Origin of the sequence: Paenibacillus sp. ACRRY, assembly GCF_022346995.1 — a bacterium.
In the GTDB taxonomy this organism is placed as follows: domain Bacteria; phylum Bacillota; class Bacilli; order Paenibacillales; family Paenibacillaceae; genus Paenibacillus.
This window is the reverse complement of the sequence record NZ_JAKRNM010000005.1, coordinates 339,386-362,237: the sequence shown is the minus strand read 5'-3', so window position 1 is coordinate 362,237 and position 22,852 is coordinate 339,386. Positions and strand designations below refer to the sequence as shown.

Here is a 22,852-nt window from a genome sequence, read left to right as displayed (position 1 = left end):
TGAGTACTAGGATTAAGGGGATCATATCACACTAATGGAAATATTAAACATAACACTTTTCAATGAATCTCATCAGCTTACCTGATAATATCTAACTCTCACTAGTCTCGTTAATCAATAAAACGGCAACCAGTGGTGGTTACCGTCTATAGTGTTTAACTGTACTGTACATTTCAGATATTTTACGTATGGTTTTTGATAAACAGATTAGAGCTCATCATTAGGTGCGAAACGATAGTTGGTCGCTTGTTCGTAGGCGTAAGCTAGTCGAAAAAGGACAGGCTCGCTGTAGGCAGTTCCGACAAATGTAATTCCCTGTGGCCCTTTGGTCGTGTATCCATCTTCACCAACGATGCCTGTGTCAACGTATTCGCCCGGAACGGTAATTACAGGATAACCCGCGCGTGCAGACAAATCGAGTCCTTCCTCGTTACCCAGAAATATTAGCGCATCTAACTCATTCTCACGGATTGCATAGTCAATACCTTCGTCCCGGGAAAGCTGACGATTAAGCTGCAGACTCTCGGCATACTCCGGTTCAGACAAGATACCACTTGTTTCATTCGACCAGATCAGCGTATCTTGTCCATATTTAAGCGCAACATCAGCATTTGCCTCATTATAAGCGATAAGCTCATCTAACGTTTGAACGTAAGCACCAGAACCGGCTTTGGCCAGATAGTCATTTAACCCTTTTTTAAATTCATATCGCATTACGTCCCAGTCCCACTTCGCACTCTCACAAGGCAATGACACCGGGTCAATAATGATTGCGCCCTGTTCTCTACATACACGGATAGCTCGTTCGATAACTGCTGCACGTGCTTCATCCAGATCCTTATAGTAGAATCGCGGAACGCCAATTCTTGCGCCTCGCAGTCCATTTGCATCCAGAAAGGGCGTATAATCTGTATAAGCTTTCCTTCCGTTCTCATGCATCACAGCATCATCCGGATCCACTGCAGTCATCGCACCAAGCAAAATTGCAGCATCTCTGACCGAACGCGTCATCGGGCCGGCTGAATCCTGGCTATAGGCAATGGGGATAATCCCTGTACGACTGACCAGACCGATCGTCGGCTTAAGGCCAACAAGGCTGTTTTGCGAGGCTGGACTAATAATTGAACCTGATGTTTCTGTACCTATGGCGGCGGTACACAGATTAGCAGCTACGGCTGCTGCGGAGCCCGAACTCGAACCCCCAACGAACAGCTCTCCAGGACCGTATGGATTCAAGGTCTGTCCGCCCCTTGAGCTATATCCGGACCACATGGTGCTCGACATGAAGTTTGCCCATTCCGTCATGTTTGCCTTTCCAATAAATACGGCTCCGGCCGCTCTTAACTGTGCAGCCACCATTGAATCTGACTGTGCAATATGTTCTGCTAGCGCGACCGAACCCGCACTGGTATGCATGTGATCTCCTGTATCGATATTATCCTTGAGCAGGATGGGGATACCATGAAGCGGTCCGCGCACTCCCTGTTCCCTCCGCTCCGCGTCAAGCGCAATAGCTTCCTCTATCGCGTCCGGATTGACTTCGAGTACCGAATTCAGTTTAGGGTCGAGCCTCGCAATTCGCTCCAAATACCAACGAACGCAGACCTCTGACGATAACAATTCGGATTCCATCGCGGACTGTAGAGAAGTGATGTCTGCCTCTATTAGAAGCTCATTTGTCGTTCTATCCATTTATAGTCTCTCCTTTTGATAGTCTACTACTTATAGTTCAACGAACCTGCCTGTTGTCCTCTCACCTTGCAGCATGGAATGAGACGCAATATAGATGAAGAGATAGACATGGATACGTCGTCTTTTCCCTAAACTAAATCCGTTTCCATGATAATCCCTGCCCTAATTGATATGAAGTTATGATATATTTTTAGGGAGAAGTTTTTTTAAGGGAGAATGGCTATGGTTAAACTTTCGCTTTTTGCAATTACCAAGACAATTGAGTGCTTACCACCAAGAATTGTCGATCATCTATACATGTACGTTTACAAGGAAACGACCAGCACCTCAAAAGAGACGTGGCTCTTTGAGCTAATCAAGGAGCTCTTAATCCAGAATTTTGGATTTGATACGCCTCATCTGGAAGACCACGTTGAGATTCGGGATAAAAATTATCGTAAAAGACAACAGAGCAAAAAGTATTGGCTCAAGAAATTTAAAGAGGAACTGGATTCCGTGCCAAACAATCCTGTTCTGATCGAAATTAGCTCTTGGAAACTTGCGCTGGAGCAAATGAAAGCATCGAATGCGGGACTGGATATCGTTGCTGAATCCGAAAGATTGATTGGCGTAAAGGACCTGAATGATTTACCCGCTCTACGTTTGCAACAAATTAGTGAGTGGGCAACCACCAGCTCCACTTACCTCACGGACTATCGTTACTTGTCGAGTAAAAAAACCAATCAGATCAAAAAGGCCATCGACACCGATCTGCACTTTATTGTGGCTGATATTATTGATAAACACGATCTAACCAATGCAGTCGATGTGCAGCCTCATGGATTGATCGAAGATGTCGTTTTTGCGGAAAAATCAACAAACCTTAAGATCCGAATGGAATTGGACGAAATCACCAACAAACAAACCTATTTTGATGATTATGAGATCAGTGACAATGAGTTCCTGCGCACCATTATCAAGGTTGAGGATGGAGATTTCCTGCTCGCGGATAAAAGCCTTACGAAATCATTGGATGGTACTGATCGGGATATCATTTTCTATGTCCTTTCCCAGAAGGATGAATCCTTTTACACGGATCGGACGATCACTGTTGATATTTCCAAGCTGGTCAGCAAAGCCTATAATTCTTCTGGTGTTAAAAACTACGTTGAGATTGAGAAAAGATTGCGTAAAATCAGGTCGTTTGGCTTCCAGGCCGTAATTAAGAAGAAGTCTGAAAAAGCAAGATCCGGTTCTGCCGACTGGTCGATATTTGACTCGGTTGTCATCAACTCCAATCCCAATGGCAGACGTTACGCCGAAATTGTTATCGGTACGTATTTCCACCAGCAGTACATTAATCAACAGACCGTCAAAATCTATAGAGACAGCCTCAATTCCATTGAAGGAAACATCTCTAAAATTTTGGTACATGCATTACAGAAAGAGCGTCTGGAGCGGTATGTACAAGGGAACCAATTCATCGATATCTTCCCGCTCAGCTACTTCTTGCGTAAAGTCCGAATGGACAAAAGAAAAACGGAACAAAACATGAAAAAGATCCAGGACGCGCTAGAGGAGTTCAAAAGCCTGAATTTCCTCATTGCCGATTATAAACGACTTCATTCCTCTTTTGAGATCTCGTTTATTCCATTGACACACACGGAGATGCATGACTTTTTCGATCAAGCGGAGCCGCCTATTCAGCTTACCTTTCCTATACAGACTGAACTTATTGGAGAATGAACCTCATTCTCCAATTTTTTTTGCTTATGTAGGTTCTCATACAGCCCCATTTAACCTGATGATTAGAGTTACGGGCTTCTTTTTCTGTGCTTCTTCATTGAATTTTTATTACTCATTTCTCGTACTGGCATTAAATTATTACTTTTTTTTCGTACTTCATCTCGTAATAAAAATAAATATCTGAATGTAACGCCATTAGAGCAGCTACATCACATTTTTTTATTACGAAAACTACGTACCTGATTTCATTTTCTTACTTATTATTCGTACTTCAATTCATTATTCTCAATATAAAATGGATTGAAAAGACTGTCTCATTTTTATTACGAAAAACTCGTACTTCAATTTGATGTTTCAAGCTTTACACTACAGGGTACCAACCTGAATATTAACGTAATTCTCACTTTTTTTTCGTACTTTCTAATAATTATTACTCAAAACTCGTACCTTAATAAATTTATTACGAATTCCACGTACTATAAAGTTCAAAAAAAATTTATAGTTTTGTCGAGTACAACATAAATGCAAGCTTGTAGCCCTATTTTTAATTTCTACCTTTTTTCTCGTACTATATGTATGATCGTAAAATTAGGTTTCATTCTTCATTTCTATTTTTATTACGCATTTCTCGTACTTTTCATGGTGTTCCCAATTAAATAGACGGATGCTATAATCTATTTATAGTAAATGGAAAGCTAATAAAAATCTCTGTTAAAATAAAAAAAAGAACCCAACGATATCGTTCTAATAAGTGGATAGTTTGGCGACTGGCACTTATTAAAACCACGAAAAGTCGGGGTCTTGGTCTTGCTTCTTTTTTGATGTGTTCATTATAGCATGTCTTCTAAAAAAACAAAAGCCAAAACCCTTATTTTCCATACCCATTTTTACAGTTGGGAGTAAGGAGAAGCGCAGATGAAACACCATCCTGATCTATTCGATGCACAGACCCTACATCATGATACTCGTTTGCTTTTCAAACTTAAACTCCTGCTGGGTACCGTTTGCGCATATGGTGGAGAAGTTCCTCTTTCTCAGACCGAACTTGCTAAACGAATGGGTACCTCCACTTATCGAATCCGAATTCTTCTCCACAAGTTAGAACACGAGGGTATTATTCACTACAATAACGCTGGTACATTGTTCTTTGACCGTTATATCTTTGTGCGTGATCAAGCGGAAGTTTCACAAGAAACGCTCTATGCCAAAAATTTTGCCTTCTTTACTTGCGATGAATTTCTGTCTGAAGATCGAAATGTTCAACGCTTTGTGCTTCATTATGTTGGCAAAGAGCTTATCTATATTCCAGGTAATTTCCGCTGGGGTTATATTAATGATCTTTATGGACCAACTGGACTGCTTAACGTTCGCACGCCAAAAGAAGCGATCACGATCCTTAAGAAGGCTTCTAAATATCTGAAGATCAAAATACATACTGAAAACTTCCAAGTACTAAACGTTCACTCCAAATGGATTGACATGGGTGAAATCTATTCTGAAGGTGCTGAGCTGTGGGTGACCAAACAGCTTATGAAGCATCGTTTTTGTTGTGACTTTATATCCCGGAAAGCGGTTTGGCAAATAGCCAAAGTCATGGAAGATTACTATGCGAAATTTGGATATGAGTATGCAACTGAAATTTTCGACCATGCTCTCTTTAGCATTCAAAATTATAGCAGACGGTCACAGACCTTCTTTAACATGATCTACAGAGAAGATTCATCCTATATTGTGAATGAAGAAAAGAATGAACTGAATGAGATCAGCGCTTATTTTCGGTCCGTTATGGAATCAGCCGAGTTAAACTATGCAGTTCAACTATCTGTGGAGCTTGAACAGATCAAACAAAAGAAACACATGGCGGAGACCAACCTATCTGCTAATGATGAGATCTCCATTATGAATCAAGAACTAATCGAAGCAGCGCATAGCCAACAAGTTAAAGTGTGGGACAAACTTCGTCTCATTCATTCCTGCTGGCTTAATCGTTTCAGACAACAACCTGAATGGTTTGTCCAACATTATTACCGGATCAGAACTCTTCCAGCTCCAATTCTGGAGATCAAGATGGAAATTGAGAAGTATATGAAAAAACAAATAAATAATCAATCTCAAGCACACGTCGTCTAATTTCTATAAGGTTAGATTTATTTGTGCATCCTTATCATTGGTTTCAGTCTAATTTATGTTGCAGTGGTTCTACGAATGGTAGAATGACTGCTATTTGTTTTTTCTATTCTTCCCATTATTGTGAGCTTATAGTTGGATCTGCTCTTTAAATAGCGAAATAGATGTGATCTCATAACTTCCTGTGAATCCCAATTTCGTCAATAAAACTGTGGATAACGTTTTATCTCATGTGATTTTGTTATGTAAGTGATGTTCATACTGATTTTGCTCATTTGGATGTATTGATCGTTAATGGGTATTTCTATACATGTAGTGTTGGTTTGGCGTTTCCTAATGTGTACCTTAGCGTTATCATTTTGCATAAAAATAAGAGCTTTCCGTATCTAAAATTATCCAGATACAGAAGCCCTTATGGATCAAGCCTTTTGAGACACTTTTTTCGCCTGTAAAAAGGTATTAATTAAAGGTGTTAATCTATGGTTTTAAAAAATGGTGTTGAACTAAGATTTTGAACTAAGGTGTTGATGAAGGGTATTGAAAGGCTTTTAGACACCGCCATCTTCTAAATATAGAGAACAATATTAAACGGAATGAATTCCTTACTCTCACCTAACAAGAGTAGTAACCTTATTCGATATTATCCGCTGTTATGCCATCCTTCAACGTACTTTCCCACCATATCGATGTATCTCCTCTGACAAGCTGTGGAATTAACTTACGGAATGGATAAGGCTGCAAATGATGCCCAGCAAGCTCATACACGGACGCCCAATAGAATTCAATATGAGACTCAAGGGATACAGGAGATCGTAACACATCCAGTTCAGGAACGTTCACTCTGAAAACATGGTTCATTTCGCAGTGTAACTCCTTATCTTTCTCCCACCGATGCTCTACTGATCCTAAATATCCATCAATGTAACATGACAGCCCCAGTTCCTCTTCAATCTCTCTTTTCAGTGCATCAGGTGCGCTTTCACCAAATTCAATGTGGCCTCCTGGCAAGAACGTATTTTGATGACCAATGGCATGGGCGAGCAGAACCTGATCCTGATTGATAATAATTCCCCTTGCCAGATGATGAAATTTCGAAGTCATTACGCTCACTCCCTTATTTAATCGGTATCCAAATCTGTGGCGCATGATGAGGACCTGGATAAACCTCTAATTCCGGAGTTCCTGCATGCTCATAAGGATTAGATGGAAACCATTCGGAAACGATCTGTTTCCACAAGCTCTGTATGCTTTCAGGCATTGGGCCCTGAACTTCGAAAACACTCCATTTGGAAGCAGGAATGGTGATGGATGATAGTCCTTCAGGTGTTTCACCATCAAACGCCGTACCAATCCAGTATTCCATTTGCTTCTCTTCAATTTCGGTCTGATCTACACAGACTCCAAGTAATCCTCGTATAGCCCCATTATTAAGTTCCAGTAAACGGTCTTCTGTTCCGCTCGAATACGCTTCTTGCCACATCTTCGGGATTTCTCGTAAATTTTCTCCATCTACATAAGAGAAAGCTTGCTTGATCCCAACCAATGTAAATGCAGCCTGTTCAACAATTTTATAATTCATCGGTTCCGCTCCTTTTAAACTGACTTGAATAACCAAGCGATTATACGATTTGACTGAATTGCTGCTTTTTCGTGCTTCACTGGGTGCAATTCCATGCTGTCTGCGAAAAGCTTTAGAGAAAGATTCAGGAGTGTCATATCCGTACTTGTGCGCCAGATCAATAATTTTGTGGTCACTCTGCAACAGTTCATGTGCTGCCAGTGTTAATCGTCTACGCCTTATATATTCGAATACGGTAACATCTGTTAACAGCGTAAACGTACGTTGAAAATAAAAAGGCGAGATATGCGCCTGCGCTGAGATCTGCTCTATCGTTACATTTTCGAGTAGGTGCTCTTCGATATACTGTATAGCCTTCTGCAACGATTCAATCCAGTTCATACGGTTGACCACTCCTTGATTTCTATAATAGAGGAATACTTGTTTCGCGGCCTGTCATTATTTGCTTTGATCTGTCCGGTCGGATTGCATCTGTTTATTACTGTTAGTTTTTTCAATAATTAAAAGATCAAGCAGTCTAATGATTCTCTGACCAATTCTAATTACAAAGATACTGCCAAGGATGATGAAGAACATGATGATTCCCCATTCTATGTAAGGAATGTACGAGGATAAGGGCGTGCTAATATGGATAGGATTGGACTGTTCAAACTCTTGGGTTACAATAACAAAAAACCTCCTCATTAAGAAAATTATAGATTTAATAATAGCATAATAAGTGCATGTTCCAATGAATCACCAGCGGTACTGGAATGTCTCAACACTCTCTATATGTGGGCTAGGATAAAAAAAAGTGAATCATTTTCGGCGCTCACTTGTCTATTATATATCCCAACAAGAAAGGAGTAGCAGAAGTGACCGAGCATGAACTCTTCTATTCTTACAACAAAGATGTATATCGTACCTGCTTGTATATGCTCAAAAACATTCAGGATGCCGAGGATGTATGCCATGATGTGTTTGTAACTGTGTTTCGGCAGGACTGGAGAAATGTTACACACCTCAAGGCCTGGATTATGCGGATCGCCATGAATCAATGCCTCAACATTATTCGTAAGAACAAAGTCAAAAATGATAAGCAAGATCAACTACAGAACTTACAACAATCCGAGGCTCTTGCTAGAAGTTCAGTGGATGGAATGGTCATGGCAAAGTTATCCTTCGCTGAATTGGAGAAACAATTGCGCCAATTACCTGACAAGCTGCGCAGTGTTATAACCCTGCGATACATCGGTGATCTATCTGTTGCTGAAATCTCGGAAATCCTCAATATACGTCAGGGCACCGTGCGATCCAGATTGCACAAGGCTCTCAAATTGATGCGAAAGAAACTTGAGTACTACGAGAAGGTTAACCTGAGAGGAGAGAATCGTTTTGAATACAGTAGAATCCAAGGTTAAGAACCACATGAAACATTCAGACCACATCGAATATCCGGATTTTGATAAGATGTTTAACAGCATACAGATGGACGAGCTACGGGTGGCAGATCAGCTCAAGGAAAGATCACAGCGCAGTAAGACGAAAGTTGCTATTGTCCTCGGTGTATCTGTAGCTGTAATGGCTACTCCGGTATATGCGGCCTTTCAATATGATTGGAGCGATGTTTTATCCCATAAGTCAGGAATTGAATCAGCTCTCCAAGCCGGATATGGTCAGTCTATTGAAAAAAGCGTCACGGCTCACGGAGTAACCTTAACGGTGCATAACGCTTTTGTGGACGATAACCGAACAGTCCTTCTCTATACGATTAAATCTGGCATGGAAACAGACGGAGCAGAAATCAGATATGATCAGATGGTCTTGAAAGACAGTGAGGGTACACCTATTGAAGGGCACTATTATCAACAATGGAACGAAGAGCAAGGTGTGTATCAGGGATACTTCGAAACGGACTGGGTGATGTCAGAGAACCAATCCGATCTACAATTCGCCATTACAGGTGTAACATATTTGCAAGACATTCAAGAGGACATTACACTCGATCCCAAGAACACTAATACTCAGAAATTTAATATACAAAAAGACGGAATCGAAACGGTAGAAGTACAATCCTTCCAGCACACGGAAGATCAGATCATGATTCGTTCCAACGTGACTTTTACAGATACGGAGTTGAATGAACAGACTTGGGCCAGAATTACAGCCTATGATGCAGACGGGAACATGCTTAAAGAAACGGAAAGCCCAGTTTACGGTACAGAAGGTGCAACCGGAGCATACTCCAGTATGCAAATATTTAATGAGAAGCAATTCAAAGAAGAAGCTAATCGGATTGCCTTCACATATACACATGAGAAAGAGCGAACAGATGGAACCTGGAACGTCGATCTCTCCTTGTCTCAACAGCAGATGGGAACAGGTTCAGTCAAGAAAGAAATGGATATTCCACTGCAGTCATTGGATGGAGAGGCTAGAATCAGTGGGATAGTGGTAACGCCAACCCAGATTCGTTTAACTATTGATCATCAAGAAGACTACTACAGACTGCCATATCGGACTTATCAGTTGGAAGTGGGTGGCAAAGTTTTGGAAGGCTATGTTTCTCTCGAAGGCACGTTGAATCCTAACCAGACTGAACTGCGATTTGAGCAGTCCGACTCATCTCTCATAGATGTAAGTTCTGTGGCCAACAAACCCGTAACCTTGATTGCGAAGGACCGAGTTGATGAGCATGCTGGTGGCCAGACTTCTATTCGTCTAAAGGATATTTCGACTCAGCCACAAACGATAACAAGTGAATACGAAGGGTTCCATATCAACTGGACTTATTATCTCAAGGACGGGAACCTGTACGTTGGGTCGTCCAGCCCAGAGTCTACATTTGGCGGGATCAACCAGACTTATTTCCTTGAGCAGGGAGAAAAGCAATATTTAACGCCACTGTATTTCAACGATACCGATAATAAACATACAGAAGTATTTCATGACTTTAAGGGTAAAGACATTGATCTTTATGTATCGAACTATACAACGAAGAAGTCGGATGAAGATTTACGAATTCCACTTCATAGCACTAAATAGTAACCAAACCTTAACCAAGATAAAATAACCATTGCGAAAAAAAATGCCCTTGTACAAGGGCATTTTCCTATACTACGCATTGTTATCGCTTCCAGACCTGAGATGTCTACAGCTGATATGCTGCTTTACAGCAGCCTCTGTCCTCTTCTTCCAAGCTAACTCAACCATATTATTTTACTTTTGCATTCTTCGCTGGAATGATGCTTTGCGGATTATTGAACACATTTTTTGGATCATACTTAGCTTTGACTCTCCGTAATCTGGCATAGTTCGCTCCATAGTAAACGGGCCCTGAGTTCTTAATTCCCTGATCCGGAACGTTAATATAGGATCCTACAATGAATGGCTGCAGTTTCTTGCGGGTCATACGAACGATAGCGATGTTTTTGGCGGCTTCGGATGCTTTGGTCCATGAGCTGTTCCATTCCACATAAAATTTCGCTTTGCGCCAGTAAAATGCAGTTGATTTTGGTGACTTACGGCTCACAGCACCGCCCCAGTTAAGGAAGAAGAAGCCGGCATCTTCTCCTTCCACGTTCTCCAAAAAATCCCGCATGGGTTTAATAGCTTTATCAGGAAACGGACATTTGGCAAAGCCAGAAGAGAATTGGTTGCTGTACCTTTGCGTAAGCACTGGATCAGGAGGCAATAGGAATTTCACTGCTTCTGGGTACGGCACTAGCCGGATAATTGAATTTGTGGGTGTTCCAACGCTCGTAATCGGTTTTAGCAAACGGAGTGCCTCCGTTTTGGAACCCAAAAACAAGCCCTCCATGCTGACATTACCGCCTTTTTTCGGTCCGATGGATAACTCGCTACCCAGCTTGAAGTTAACGGATGGAGCCCACTTTTGCCATGCTTTAAATACCTTTTCGAATTGATTCCATGGCCAAGTGATGCGAAATACGGTAGCCTTCGCTGGGGCTCGGTGTACTTTGAATTTATACTTGGTGTACACACCGAAATTACCTCCGCCACCACCGCGAGAGGCCCAAAACAGGTCTGGATTACAGGTTTTACTCGCACGAATCACTTTGCCGTTTGCATCGACCATCTCGATTTCAAGAAGATTGTCACTGATGAGACCAATGGATCGCTGAAGAGGTCCAATTCCACCGCCTAATGTGATACCGCCGATTCCTACCGTAGGACTATCACCGAAGGGAGCGATGAATCCTTGTCGTGCCAGCATATTGGCGATTCTTCCCACACGGTTGCCGGTTCCCACAACGACCGTACCCTTCTTTTTGTTCAGTTTCACTGTATTCAAATCACTCACATCGATGACGATTCCACCGTTTACCTGTGAAAGATTCACCTCCAGAGAGTGTCTTCCACTCCTTGGCCGAATGGGCACCTTATGTTCCCGAGCCCACTTGATGGCATTCGAAACGTCTTTCGTTTTCTTGGCAAAGACAAACACTTTAGGATATCTGTCGGTATGAGGATCCCAATTCTTCCGCGCGGCCTCATAGCCCGGATCTCCTTTGAAAATAACTCTCCCTGTAAGCTCCGTTTTCAATTTCAACTAATGTTCTTCCGTCATACGATATAGGCACCTTATACTGTATGAAGGACATTCGCGGAGGGAATGGGCTAATGAGGTGAAAACTAAAATGAAGAAGTGAGTTTAATTTATACAAATAAGTAGCTTAACTTGAAGCAAGAGCGCATTTAATATGCAAAAAAGCCGATCTTCTCAGATCGACTTTTTCATAATTTTATGGAGCCTAGGGGGATCGAACCCCTGACCTCATCGCTGCCAGCGATGCGCTCTCCCAGCTGAGCTAAGGCCCCACATTTATATATGTACTTGTCCGCTTCTGCGAAGTTTCACAGGCGACTCCTATATCATATAAAATGCAGCTTTAGCTGTCAATAACTTTTTCAGAACGCAAAGTGTTTGGAGAAGAACAACCTCTGTACAGACAAGAACACTCATTTTTACAAGCGCAGACTGCTCTTCTCCCATAATCCACTTCTTAATCGTCGAGATCCTCTTTGGATAACAACGACTTCAGTTCTTTCATGAACATATTGATGTCTTTGAATTGGCGATACACAGAAGCGAACCGCACATAGGCAACTTCATCAACCGGGAACAACTGCTCCATCAACAGCTCGCCAATCTGGCGGCTTTCCACTTCAGCTTCAGCAGTGTTACGCAGTGACTTCTCCACCTCGGAAACCATCATCTCCAGCGTCTCTACAGAGACAGGACGTTTCTCACAAGCCCGGATAAGGCCACGGAGAATTTTGTCGCGACTAAACTCTTCACGGCTGCCATCTTTCTTGATCACGATCAGCGGTGTCTCTTCGACCATTTCAAACGTTGTGAAACGGCGACTACACTGCTCACACTCACGACGACGGCGGATGGATTTTGATTCATTAGCAGGCCTAGAATCCAGCACTTTTGTACCTAGATAGGCGCAATAAGGACATTTCAACTCAGATCACTTCCCATGTTTTTCTTTTACCATAAATTCCCTGGCACTTCTAGTTATGAAAATCGCATTGAAGACACATAATACTTTTACCAACCGCGAGGAGGTGAACAGCAATGGCCCAAAACAGCAACGGTAACTCCAACAACTTGGTAGTAACTCGCGCTTCCGCAGCACTGGAGCAAATGAAATATGAAGTTGCTCAAGAACTCGGAATCAGCATCCCACAAGACGGATACCAAGGTAACATGACTTCTTACGAGAACGGTTCGATCGGTGGATACATCACGAAACGTCTGGTAACAATTGCAGAACAGCAATTGGCAGGTCAATACCAATAATATCTGCATTGTAATACGTTAGACAGAGGAGCATGGAGCGGCCGGTGAACAACCGGCCTGCTCTGTGCTTCTACTATTAAATAAGACATACGATATCCAGATTCAATTCAAACCGATTTTACTCCAGACTACCGCATAATCCAAGAGCAATCAGCCATTAGAACGTATTATAGATCTTTACATACTGATTATAATAATAAATCACTCGTTGTACATAGTGCCGGGTTTCTCCAAAAGGAATGTCTTTGACTGTCTCGAATGAGCCGTCCCAGACACCATCTCTGATCCATCCACTTACTTTGCCTGGTCCTGCATTGTATGCGGCAATCATGGCCGTGTCATTGCCTTCAAACTGTTCTGAGAGGTTACGCAGGTACCATGTCCCAAGCTGAATGTTCCTGCCCGGTTCATGCTTCAGCTCCTCTAACGAGGTTCCCGGAATTTTGGCCTGCTCCATGATCCAGTTGGCCGTATCCGGCATTAGCTGCATCAGCCCGATGGCACCTCTTCTGGATTCCTTGCTTGTCTTGAAATTGGTTTCCACCTTAATGATGGAAGCGATAAGGAAAGGGTCCACCTCATAGCTCTGTGATTGCGCACGAATCTCTTCCTTGTAATGAATCGGATAAAACCACGCCATCCAGTTTGTATTCAGGAACAGTACCAATACAAATGAAACAAACATCAACAGCAGTACCCGTTTCTTGCGCAATAACTTCATATCAGACCCTTATGATGCAAAAATGAAATAACCTGCTGCTCCGTCTCCGACCATAAGCCGCTGTTGTCAATGACCACGTCAGCACGCTGCTTCTTATGTTCAATATCCATCTGCGCATTAATACGGGCGTCAGCCTGTTCCTCTGTCATGCCATCCCGGCTCATCAGCCGCTCCCGCTGCAGGGATCTCGGGACGTAAACAACGACAACCTCATCAAATCCTTTTTCCAGACCGGATTCAAACAATAAAGGAATATCCGATACCACAAGCTTGTCCGGGTAGGCCTCTTCATATGCAGCAGCACGTTCCCGCATCTCCTGGCGAATAGCCGGGTGTGTGATTGCCTCGAGGGCTTTACGCTCATCGGGATTTTGAAACACAATGCTGCCCAGCTTTTTCCGGTCCAGTGTCCCGTCTTCATTTAATATGGCTTGTCCAAACCGCTGTACGGCGGCAGCCAAAACATGATGCCCGGGCATCATGACCTCCCGGGCAATCACGTCTGCATCAATCAGCAGCGCTCCCTTACTGGCAAGAAGGGCGGAAACACTGCTCTTTCCCGTTGCGATCCCGCCGGTTAAGCCAATATTCATCGTTTCACCTCATAACAGCTTCATTATTCCCATAATCATCAGTAACAACGCAGGCAGTACGGACAGCCTTCTCATCCAGCGCAGAGCTGAAAAACGCAATCCGACTTTCATGCCTATTAACAGAAACGCGCCACTGAACAGCGCGATGACAAGCGCAGTCCACAATGTGGGGAAACCGAGCAAAGCAGCTCCGAGCCCTGCACCGAAGGCATCCAGTGATAGCGCGATTCCAAGCCACATCGCCTCCTGAGCAGATATGCTTCCCGAATTGTCCATATCCGCTTTGGAAGGACTGCGTAATATTTGAATGACAACACCTAATTTCCGAAGTTCCAGTGTAAATACCATGCGTTCCAGCGATCCGCCGGAGGCAGATGGCTCAAGATCAAGTGCCAGCACTTGATTTCTTCCTTTGACCCGCGCTGCATCGATTGCTTGCTCTTTATCTCCGACTGATTCCGTTCCCTCTTCCGATTCGAGGCGATCCTTCCCCTGCTTACGGATCAACTGAATTAATGACCACGCACCGATGGCAATCAGAATAACTGCACCAACGAACGAAGCCACATCAGGAGATACCACATGGGATAACAGTACTCCCACCTGCATGGACAACGCAATGACCAACCCCGAACAAATGGAGATGACAGCAATGGATAACAGCGGGATCTTCGTCCTGCGCAGCCCGTATGTAATCCCAACACCAAAACCATCTAAACTAAGCGCCAAAGCAAGCGCCAGCAATGAAATAAAATGATGCAGCACCCTGGATTCCTCCCCTGTGCGGGAACTCGTTTCCACCTACCGTTACAAGTAGGTATTCGCCCGCTTATTTCTGCCATATCAGTATATGGAGGGAGTAATCCATGGGTGCTACGTTTTAATCATTTCGTTCATTCCGTACAAATTCAAACCGTTAGCGTGTAAACGACCATTTCAATTTTGGCTTACTTTAGGGGTTGGCACTTCGGACAGTAATGCGTCCCGCGACCACCAACAACACTTTTCTCAATCAATGTACCACACGTTGTGCAAGGTTCGGATTTGCGACCATAAATTTTCAATTGGTGCTGGAACATCCCCATCTCACCTTGTCCATTAACATACGATTTGATGGAGGATCCGCCTGCATTTACGGCATCCTGCAGTGTAGCTACAATAGCCTCGTGCAGCACCGTCAATTGGGCTTCAGTCAGCGTCTTGGCAATGGTTTCGGGGTGAATGCCTGCGCGAAAAAGGGCTTCGTCCACATAAATATTCCCGATGCCAACAACATATGCCTGATTTAGCAATACAGCCTTGATTTTGGTTGTCCGTTTACCAACAGCTTCACGAAAAGCAGCCACGGTAAAAGCTGGATCCAGCGGCTCAAGGCCGAGCTTTAACAATGGTTTGGATACGAGCTCTTCTCCCGCTGCAAACAAATGCATGGTTCCAAACTGCCGTACGTCCTTGTATCTCAATTCCGTGCCATCCGTGAAGTGAAAGATAACATGGGTATGCTTCTCCACTTCTTCGTGCTGCTCGTATACGCCGTATCTACCTTCCATCCGCAGATGGGAGACCAGTACCAGCCCGTCCAACAAAATCCGTAAAAACTTCCCCCTGCGCTCCACTCCGATGATGGTGTGTCCTGCGAGTTCCAGTGCAAATGCTTCTATATCGTCCGGCCGCTGAATGATGCGCGGCAAGTTAACGGTTACGCGTTCAATGGTCTTACCTACAACAAGCTGATTCAATGTTCTTCTGACTGTTTCGACTTCCGGTAATTCCGGCATGATGTTCTCACCTCCCCTATATTATAACGGAAGTTGAGCTTCAGCGGGACCCCTTCTTGTGTCGAATCCTTGCGAGGTAATGCTTGTCAAATAACGGAAATCCACAACCGTTGGTTATTTGGCTTCGTACCAGTTTTCCCCGAAACTGACTTCTGCCTTGAGTGGTACCGAGAGCTCCAATGCTTTTTCCATAACGGAAGGCACAAGCTCCTTCATCAGCTCCAGCTCATCTGCTGGTACTTCGAATACAAGTTCGTCATGCACCTGGAGCAGCATGCGGCTCTTCAATTGGCGTTCACGCAGCGCTTCATCCATCTGCACCATGGCAAGCTTGATAATATCTGCGGCTGTCCCCTGGATCGGGGTATTCATCGCTGTACGCTCAGCGAATGAACGCAGATTAAAATTGCTTGCATTGATTTCCGGCAGGTAGCGACGGCGTTCCAGCAGCGTTTTGACAAAGCCATCCTGGCGTGCTTCCTTCACAATGTCGTCCATATATCGACGAACGCCCTGGAACACTTCAAAGTACTGATCGATAAACTGGGCTGCCTCTTTACGGGTAATGTTCAAATTCTGGGACAGCCCGTAATCACTAATGCCATACACGATTCCGAAGTTAACAGCCTTGGCCGAACGACGCATGTCGCTGTCCACCTCTTCGGCTTTCACCCCGAATACATCAGAAGCTGTTTTGGTATGAATATCCATATCATGAACAAAAGCTTCCTTGAGCCGTTCGTCATCCGAAATATGGGCGAGTACACGCAATTCAATCTGGGAATAGTCGGCAGCCAAAATGGACCAGCCTGGCTCGGAAGGAACAAACACCTTCCGGATTTTGCGTCCCTCTTCCAGACGGATCGGAATGTTCTGCAAGTTCGGGAACTGACTGCTGAGACGCCCTGTCGCAGCGATCGTTTGCCGGTAATACGTATGGACTTTGCCGTCCCGATCCGAAATTTCCTTGAGGAGACCCTCTACATAGGTGGACTGCAGCTTCGCAAGCTGACGGTATTGAAGAATCAACTGTACCACGTCATGATAAGGAGCGAGCTTCTCCAGTACTTCTGCATCGGTTGAGTAACCTGTTTTGGTTTTCTTCACCACAGGAAGGCCGAGTTTATCGAATAAAATCTCACCTAATTGTCTTGGGGAATTCAGATTGAATTCTGTACCGGAAAGTCGGTAAATCTCCGCCATCAGCCTGCTGATCTGTTCCTCGAACTCACGACCCAAGGCCTGCAGATCCGCTGTATTCGCTTTAATCCCCTGTTTCTCCATGTCTGCCAGAATGCGTGATAACGGCATCTCCAATTCGTGAAAGAGCGCGTTCATCTCATCATTCTCAAGTGCCTGCTCCTGAAGAGGAATAATGGCAGCCACGGCAGCAGCCTTACGGCACAGGAAATCGCTAAGTATTTCTACATCAGGCACCTTGTACCGTGCACCTTTGCCCATAACTGTGTCGTCTTCAACCAGGGAAGGCAAGCCATATTTCGAAGTCAAGCCGCTAATGGTCTGATTGGATTCCGTCGGGTCAAGCAAGTAGGCAGCAAGCTGCACATCAAAGGCTGCCCCGGCGAATTCAAGACCATGCGCGTGCAGAGCCAGATCGATTCGATGCAGATCATAACCACGTTTGGGCTTGTCCGGATTACCAAGCCATTCGCGAACCGGAGCCGCAGCTTCAGCGTTTAATACTTCAGGTGACAGGAAGACATACGCCTCACCAGATCCAATCGCTAACCCAATTAATTTCGCTTGATGTGGATTATCGCCATGGGTCTCTACATGGAGTACATCAATGGATTCAAGAGAGCCAAACAGTTCGCCAATCGTTTCTTCTGTAGCAATCGTGGATTCCACTTCCGCAGCAGGTACCGCTTCTGCCGTAGAGCCTGCACTCCCACTGAATGACAAGCGTTCAAGCAAGGATTTGAATTCAAGCTTGGCCAGTGCTGGCCCTGCCTGTTCTTCTTTTAACCCGTCGAACTGCATGTCATCCCAGGTTTGCTCCAGTGGCACTTCGCGGTGAATGGTCGCCAGTTGTTTGCTCATCCGAGCATCTTCGGCGTGTGCCTCAATCTTCTCTTTCATTTTACCTTTTAATTCACCTGTGCCGTTCAATACTTCCTCTACAGAACCGAATTGATGCAGAAGTTTCAAGGCGGTCTTCTCTCCAACTCCCGGGATACCCGGAATATTATCCGACGCATCGCCCATCAGGCCTTTGAGATCGATGATTTGGAGTGGCGTCAGACCATAACGTTCCTTAATTTGAGCAGGGTCATACAGTTCGATTTCGGTTACCCCTTTGCGCGTGAGTCCGATATGTACATGGTCGGAGGCAAGCTGCAGCATATCCTTGTCACCCGATACAACCAATACCTGTCTTCCAGCCTCGTCTGCGCGTTTGGTTAACGTTCCGATGATATCGTCTGCTTCAAACCCGGCCAGCTCAAACTGGGCAATACCCAGTCCTTGCAGCAATTCTTTGAGTAATGGAAACTGTTCCGACAGCTCGGGTGGTGTTTTTTCGCGGCCGCCCTTATACTCCTGATAGCCTTCGTGACGGAAAGTGACCTTGCCGGCATCAAATGCCACCATGACATGGGTCGGCTGATGCTCTTCCAGCAATCGGAGCAGCATGGTGGTGAAACCATATACCGCATTGGTGTGCAGTCCTTTTGAATTGGTCAGAGGAGGCATTGCAAAAAACGCCCGGTAAATAATGCTATTTCCATCTATGAGAATAAACTTTTCCATTCCAGCACCTCACGTATCGTATGGTCAAACCCTCAAGTACATCTACTCTCATGATAACATACACACCTGTTACAACAAAAAAGATTGGGCATCTTTTTACACATTCCATCCAGCAAAAAAAGAACTCTCTCCACAGACAGCCTGTCGCTTGCAGGCTGCCGGGAGAAAGTCCCTTGTTTTCACAGCAAATCGTCCCCAATTCCAATGATTTGCCGTTAATGATTATTGGTTTAGATCCGGACGCTTACCTGTTACCAGATAAACCGTGCTCTCCCCAATGTTAGTTGCATGATCGCCTATGCGTTCAATATACCGTCCTACCAACATAAGCAGCATAGCCTGAGAGGCCTGAGTTGGATGAGAGGTCATGAAACTGTATAGATCGCCAATCATATGACTGTACAGTTGGTCAACCTGGTCATCCGTTTGTGCCATTTTGTAAGCCAGATCCGTATTTTCCTTCAGGAACGACTCAATGGATTCATCAATCATCTCTTTGACGATTTCCGCCATACGCGGGATATCCACAAGCGGCTTAATCAGCTCCTGGCCTTCCATACGAAGCGTAACTTTGGCAACGTCCAAGGCGAGATCGCCCATGCGCTCGAGGTCACTTGAGATTTTGAACGCAACAATAATGCGGCGCAAATCCTTCGCGACGGGCTGCTGGGTAATAATCAGCTTGGAGCCCAGTTCCATGATTTTGTCTTCTAACGCATTCAGATTCGCATCATTCTTGATGATGACCTGAGCTTTCTCGGCATCCAATGTCCGTAAACTCTCAATGGCACCATCCAATGCCGTTCCTACATGCTCACCCATTTGCCGAAGCAAAATGCGTAGCTCTTCAAGCTCCTGATCAAATTCTTTCCTGCGAATCATAGGTTTCCATGTCCCCCTTGTCCATCATCTCCGGATACGCCGGGTTCGTTCGAATTCAGCTTGCTTAACCGAACCGTCCGGATATATAATCCTCGGTTCGGGAATCCTGGGGCGTGGAGAACAGCGTTTCTGTATCAGCGGCCTCCACAACTTCACCATTCAGGAAAAATACAGTCTTACCCGATACACGGGCAGCCTGATGCATGTTGTGGGTTACCATGACGATGGTGTACTTGTTATGCAGTTCCTTGACCAGTTCCTCGATCTTCAATGTGGAGATTGGATCCAGGGCCGAAGTGGCTTCGTCCATCAGCAATACATCAGGCTGTACCGCAAGGGCTCGTGCAATACAGAGACGCTGCTGTTGTCCACCGGACAAACTGAGCGCCGATTTCTTGAGTACATCCTTGACTTCATCCCACAATGCAGCGTGAACCAGACTTTGCTCAACCAACTGATCCAGCTCTTTCTTTTGGGTTACACCATGCAAACGGGGGCCGTATGCGACATTATCATAGATTGATTTCGGAAAAGGATTGGGCTGCTGAAACACCATGCCTACTCGTTTGCGAAGCGTTTCAACTTCAATTTCATTACTGTAGATATCCGATCCATCGAGCAAAACTTGTCCTTCAACACGTACTCCCGGAATCATGTCATTCATCCGGTTTAATGTACGAAGCAACGTGGATTTACCACAACCTGATGGTCCGATGAATGCTGTTACGGTCCGTTCCGGCAGGTCCATTGATATATTTTTAAGCGCATGATGCGTATCATAGTACAAATTAAGTCCTTCAATGTGAATGAGTTCCTTCATGGATGTTCACTTCTCCTTCGCTGGAGGGACAAACCAAGCTCCCTTTACGTTGAGGCCGAGGCCAGATCAATAATCTTCAGCTTCTCGGTCATCCTTAATATCCTACCTTCTCATTGTAAAAACAGTATCACTTTCATGTTAACGGAATGTAAAAAGACATCCTTCACAAGCCATGATCTTCCCGTTACGATCATAGATGGTAAATGATGTCTATATTTGTTTGAAATTATCCCCCGGAAACCATGGACTCCAGTTTTCTTCGTATATAATCCGCCACTTCTCCAGTCTGCTTGCCTTCCTCTGCGATGTTGGCAGTAATATACAGCATAGCTTCAACGGCTGAGTTTAACCGATTGAAAGCTGCACTTCCTTCGGTAACATGTACAGAGCTGTCGTCAATCTCAGCAGCACTTGCGCGAACCAGTTCAACGGTTTGCTTGGTTAATTCACCGATCCCTTCGAGCAAGGAGGACATATCTCCCGCAACCTCACGGGTTTGTTTGGCTAAGGCCCGAATCTCACCAGCAACCACTTGGAATCCTCGCCCATACTCACCAGCGTGAGCTGCTTCAATGGAAGCATTCATCGCAAGCAACGCACTCTGATCGGCCAGAGAACGAATGGAACGTGCCATGCCCGCTCCGGTTTCTATTGAAGTCAGCATATCATTCGCATGCTGGCGCTGTCCTCCCATGTGCTGATGTACGCGGTTATACGAAGCCTCGACCTGCATAAGACTGCTTGCTCCCTGTTCAGACAATTGAATAATCTGTTTCGCCTCTTCCCCTGTCTTTCCAGCGGATTGAACCAGTTTCGTAATCGACTCATGAATCCGGGATATCTCTTTCTGGCTCTCTGTAATGGTGTGAACGCGCTCTTCTCCAGCCTCTTGCTGCATCCTTCTGGAAAGGGACATGAGATCCCGCATGGTTAAGACGCCAAGCAGCCTGTTCTCCTCCGTTACAATGATGCAATCATAGAAATGCTCCTCACTTCGTGACAAGGCTACATCAATAACTTCTGGCGCATCAGCTAGTACATCCACGATTACCGGAGATGAATCAGCAACATGCGATATGGACTTGCGATAAAACAAGTCCGCGGCGAAACGTCCATTCAGTATTCGATATAGTGTTTCCCGCATCAATAACCCCAGCGGGCGATTCTGATCATCACCCAATATTACACATGGATATTTCTGTTCCTGACTCAATATGCTAGCAGCCTCTCCACAGGTGGTATGCAACCCCACCATGGGAACCTGACGGCAGTATTCTCGGATGGACACCTGGTTATTAAGGTTTAATTCTGTAAGATCATCCTGAGTTAAACGAATTGAATCATCCTCATGCTTATATGTATCTTCTACGGGTAGATCAGGCTTCACTTCGAGCAACATGGGCATAAATGCGCAATCTCCTTTACGTATGAGCTCCGTCCTGAGATGGGTTATGTAGGTCCTAAGAATCACTCAGACAAGTTCATGCTACTCCCTCTGTGTAAAGGAAAATAAAGGTTTATGTAAACTGGTGGTAAAATAAAACTCCCCGATCATTACGAACTTGAATGATGGGGAGTTTTTCTTTTTACAACCAATTTATAACCTACACCTCGAATGGAATCAATGTGTACAGATTCCGGGTCCAGCTCCAGCTTTTTACGTAACGAACTGACATGGACGTCTACGGTACGCTGGCCTCCAATATAATCGAAGCCCCAGACCGCATTCATCAGATCATCGCGTGTAAGTACAACGCCTGGCTTCTTAGCCAAATAGAGCAGAACCTCGAATTCTTTGGGACGCAAACTTATGGATTGTCCACCCAGCGTCACTTCATACTTCAGTGGATAGATCTCAAGTTCGCCCAGTACAATTCGTGAACCATCCTTGTCCTCTGGCTGCGGCAGGTCATCGCCATTGGAATATCTTCTTAATACGGCATCCACTCTGGCAAGCAGTTCCGAAACGCCAAAGGGCTTCGTGATATAGTCGTCAGCTCCGGATTTCAGACCCTGTACTACCTCGGCTTCACCATTCTTCGCCGTAAGGATGATGACGGGTGTAGTTACACCTTGAACTCTTAATTTGTTCAGAATATCCAGACCGTTCATTCCTGGCAGCATCAGATCGAGCAGTATCAAATCAAAGTCCTGGGAAACTGCTCGGTCATATCCTGAAGATCCATGATCCTCAGCGGTAACGTCATAACCTTCCTGTGTCAGGTTGTACGTAAGTAATCTCGATAATGTAGGTTCATCTTCAATAACTAGCAAACGCTGTGCCATGATACCCCTTCTCTCCTTATAGGTTGTCTGTTGCCACAACACTTTTTATATCATAGCACTTATTTGTT

General features: G+C 44.7%; 19 protein-coding genes and 1 tRNA gene. 5 read left to right on the top strand and 15 right to left on the bottom strand.

Translation table 11 applies throughout. The features are described 5' to 3' along the window. Nucleotides 1–207: 207 nt before the first annotated feature. Nucleotides 208–1,692, bottom strand: coding sequence for an amidase family protein (locus MH144_RS20050; protein ID WP_239303532.1), 1,485 nt, complete (start codon nt 1,690–1,692; stop codon nt 208–210). A 222-nt stretch (nt 1,693–1,914) separates the two neighbouring features. Between MH144_RS20050 and MH144_RS20045 the strand changes: the two genes are divergently transcribed. Together MH144_RS20045 and MH144_RS20040 are read left to right on the top strand one after the other, a co-directional pair. Then, nucleotides 1,915–3,417, top strand: a complete 1,503-nt coding sequence (locus MH144_RS20045; protein ID WP_095288093.1) for a hypothetical protein — start codon at nt 1,915–1,917, stop codon at nt 3,415–3,417. 915 nt (nt 3,418–4,332) lie between these two features. Beyond that, a complete protein-coding gene (locus MH144_RS20040; protein WP_239303530.1) occupies nt 4,333–5,547 on the top strand; it encodes a helix-turn-helix domain-containing protein in 1,215 nt (404 codons plus the stop codon). A 627-nt stretch (nt 5,548–6,174) separates the two neighbouring features. Here the strand turns inward: MH144_RS20040 and MH144_RS20035 are convergent. Continuing rightward, nucleotides 6,175–6,645: an NUDIX domain-containing protein gene (locus tag MH144_RS20035; RefSeq protein WP_239303528.1), complete on the bottom strand. Its 471-nt coding sequence runs from the start codon at nt 6,643–6,645 to the stop codon at nt 6,175–6,177. Nucleotides 6,646–6,658: 13 nt separating this feature from the next. Further along, nucleotides 6,659–7,504, bottom strand: coding sequence for an AraC family transcriptional regulator (locus MH144_RS20030; protein ID WP_239303526.1), 846 nt, complete (start codon nt 7,502–7,504; stop codon nt 6,659–6,661). A gap of 473 nt (nt 7,505–7,977) precedes the next feature. Between MH144_RS20030 and MH144_RS20025 the strand changes: the two genes are divergently transcribed. Both MH144_RS20025 and MH144_RS20020 read left to right on the top strand, forming a co-directional pair. After that, nucleotides 7,978–8,523: an RNA polymerase sigma factor gene (locus MH144_RS20025; protein WP_239303524.1), complete on the top strand. Its 546-nt coding sequence runs from the start codon at nt 7,978–7,980 to the stop codon at nt 8,521–8,523. Then, a complete protein-coding gene (locus MH144_RS20020; RefSeq protein ID WP_239303522.1) occupies nt 8,498–10,147 on the top strand; it encodes a DUF4179 domain-containing protein in 1,650 nt (549 codons plus the stop codon). Before MH144_RS20025 ends, MH144_RS20020 begins: the two co-directional genes overlap by 26 nt. Before the next feature lie 169 nt (nt 10,148–10,316). Here MH144_RS20020 and MH144_RS20015 read toward each other — a convergent pair whose 3' ends face one another. The 3 genes from MH144_RS20015 to nrdR all read right to left on the bottom strand — a co-directional run bounded on the left by MH144_RS20015 (nt 10,317) and on the right by nrdR (nt 12,597). Beyond that, nucleotides 10,317–11,675, bottom strand: coding sequence for an FAD-binding oxidoreductase (locus MH144_RS20015; RefSeq protein ID WP_239303520.1), 1,359 nt, complete (start codon nt 11,673–11,675; stop codon nt 10,317–10,319). Between the two features lie 196 nt (nt 11,676–11,871). After that, a tRNA-Ala gene (locus MH144_RS20010) sits at nt 11,872–11,944 on the bottom strand. Between the two features lie 185 nt (nt 11,945–12,129). Beyond that, nucleotides 12,130–12,597 (bottom strand): transcriptional regulator NrdR, encoded by a 468-nt coding sequence (gene nrdR, locus MH144_RS20005; RefSeq protein ID WP_095288107.1) that lies wholly within the window; start codon nt 12,595–12,597, stop codon nt 12,130–12,132. Nucleotides 12,598–12,710: 113 nt separating this feature from the next. Between nrdR and MH144_RS20000 the strand changes: the two genes are divergently transcribed. Continuing rightward, nucleotides 12,711–12,935, top strand: a complete 225-nt coding sequence (locus MH144_RS20000; protein ID WP_193722082.1) for an alpha/beta-type small acid-soluble spore protein — start codon at nt 12,711–12,713, stop codon at nt 12,933–12,935. A gap of 157 nt (nt 12,936–13,092) precedes the next feature. On the opposite strand, the gene MH144_RS19995 is transcribed toward MH144_RS20000, so the two are convergent. The 9 genes from MH144_RS19995 to MH144_RS19955 form a co-directional block, all read right to left on the bottom strand. Then, nucleotides 13,093–13,656: a lytic transglycosylase domain-containing protein gene (locus MH144_RS19995; protein WP_239303518.1), complete on the bottom strand. Its 564-nt coding sequence runs from the start codon at nt 13,654–13,656 to the stop codon at nt 13,093–13,095. After that, nucleotides 13,653–14,249 (bottom strand): dephospho-CoA kinase, encoded by a 597-nt coding sequence (coaE, locus tag MH144_RS19990; protein ID WP_239303516.1) that lies wholly within the window; start codon nt 14,247–14,249, stop codon nt 13,653–13,655. Before coaE ends, MH144_RS19995 begins: the two co-directional genes overlap by 4 nt. Nucleotides 14,250–14,258: 9 nt before the next feature. Next, entirely contained in the window at nt 14,259–15,014 is a 756-nt protein-coding gene (locus MH144_RS19985; RefSeq protein WP_239303514.1) for a manganese efflux pump, read from the bottom strand. Nucleotides 15,015–15,196: 182 nt separating this feature from the next. Further along, on the bottom strand, nt 15,197–16,027 hold the full coding sequence (mutM, locus tag MH144_RS19980; protein ID WP_239303511.1) for a DNA-formamidopyrimidine glycosylase: 831 nt from the start codon (nt 16,025–16,027) through the stop codon (nt 15,197–15,199). Between the two features lie 114 nt (nt 16,028–16,141). Then, the gene (gene polA / locus MH144_RS19975) at nt 16,142–18,796 is read right to left on the bottom strand and encodes a DNA polymerase I (protein ID WP_239303501.1); all 2,655 of its coding nucleotides are present in this window, start codon (nt 18,794–18,796) and stop codon (nt 16,142–16,144) included. A gap of 222 nt (nt 18,797–19,018) precedes the next feature. Further along, entirely contained in the window at nt 19,019–19,678 is a 660-nt protein-coding gene (gene phoU, locus MH144_RS19970) for a phosphate signaling complex protein PhoU (protein WP_095288114.1), read from the bottom strand. A 64-nt stretch (nt 19,679–19,742) separates the two neighbouring features. Then, entirely contained in the window at nt 19,743–20,498 is a 756-nt protein-coding gene (gene pstB / locus MH144_RS19965) for a phosphate ABC transporter ATP-binding protein PstB (protein WP_239303499.1), read from the bottom strand. 226 nt (nt 20,499–20,724) lie between these two features. Beyond that, the gene (locus tag MH144_RS19960) at nt 20,725–21,903 is read right to left on the bottom strand and encodes a methyl-accepting chemotaxis protein (protein WP_239303489.1); all 1,179 of its coding nucleotides are present in this window, start codon (nt 21,901–21,903) and stop codon (nt 20,725–20,727) included. A gap of 149 nt (nt 21,904–22,052) precedes the next feature. Further along, the gene (locus MH144_RS19955) at nt 22,053–22,784 is read right to left on the bottom strand and encodes a response regulator transcription factor (RefSeq protein WP_095288117.1); all 732 of its coding nucleotides are present in this window, start codon (nt 22,782–22,784) and stop codon (nt 22,053–22,055) included. Nucleotides 22,785–22,852 lie beyond the last annotated feature (68 nt).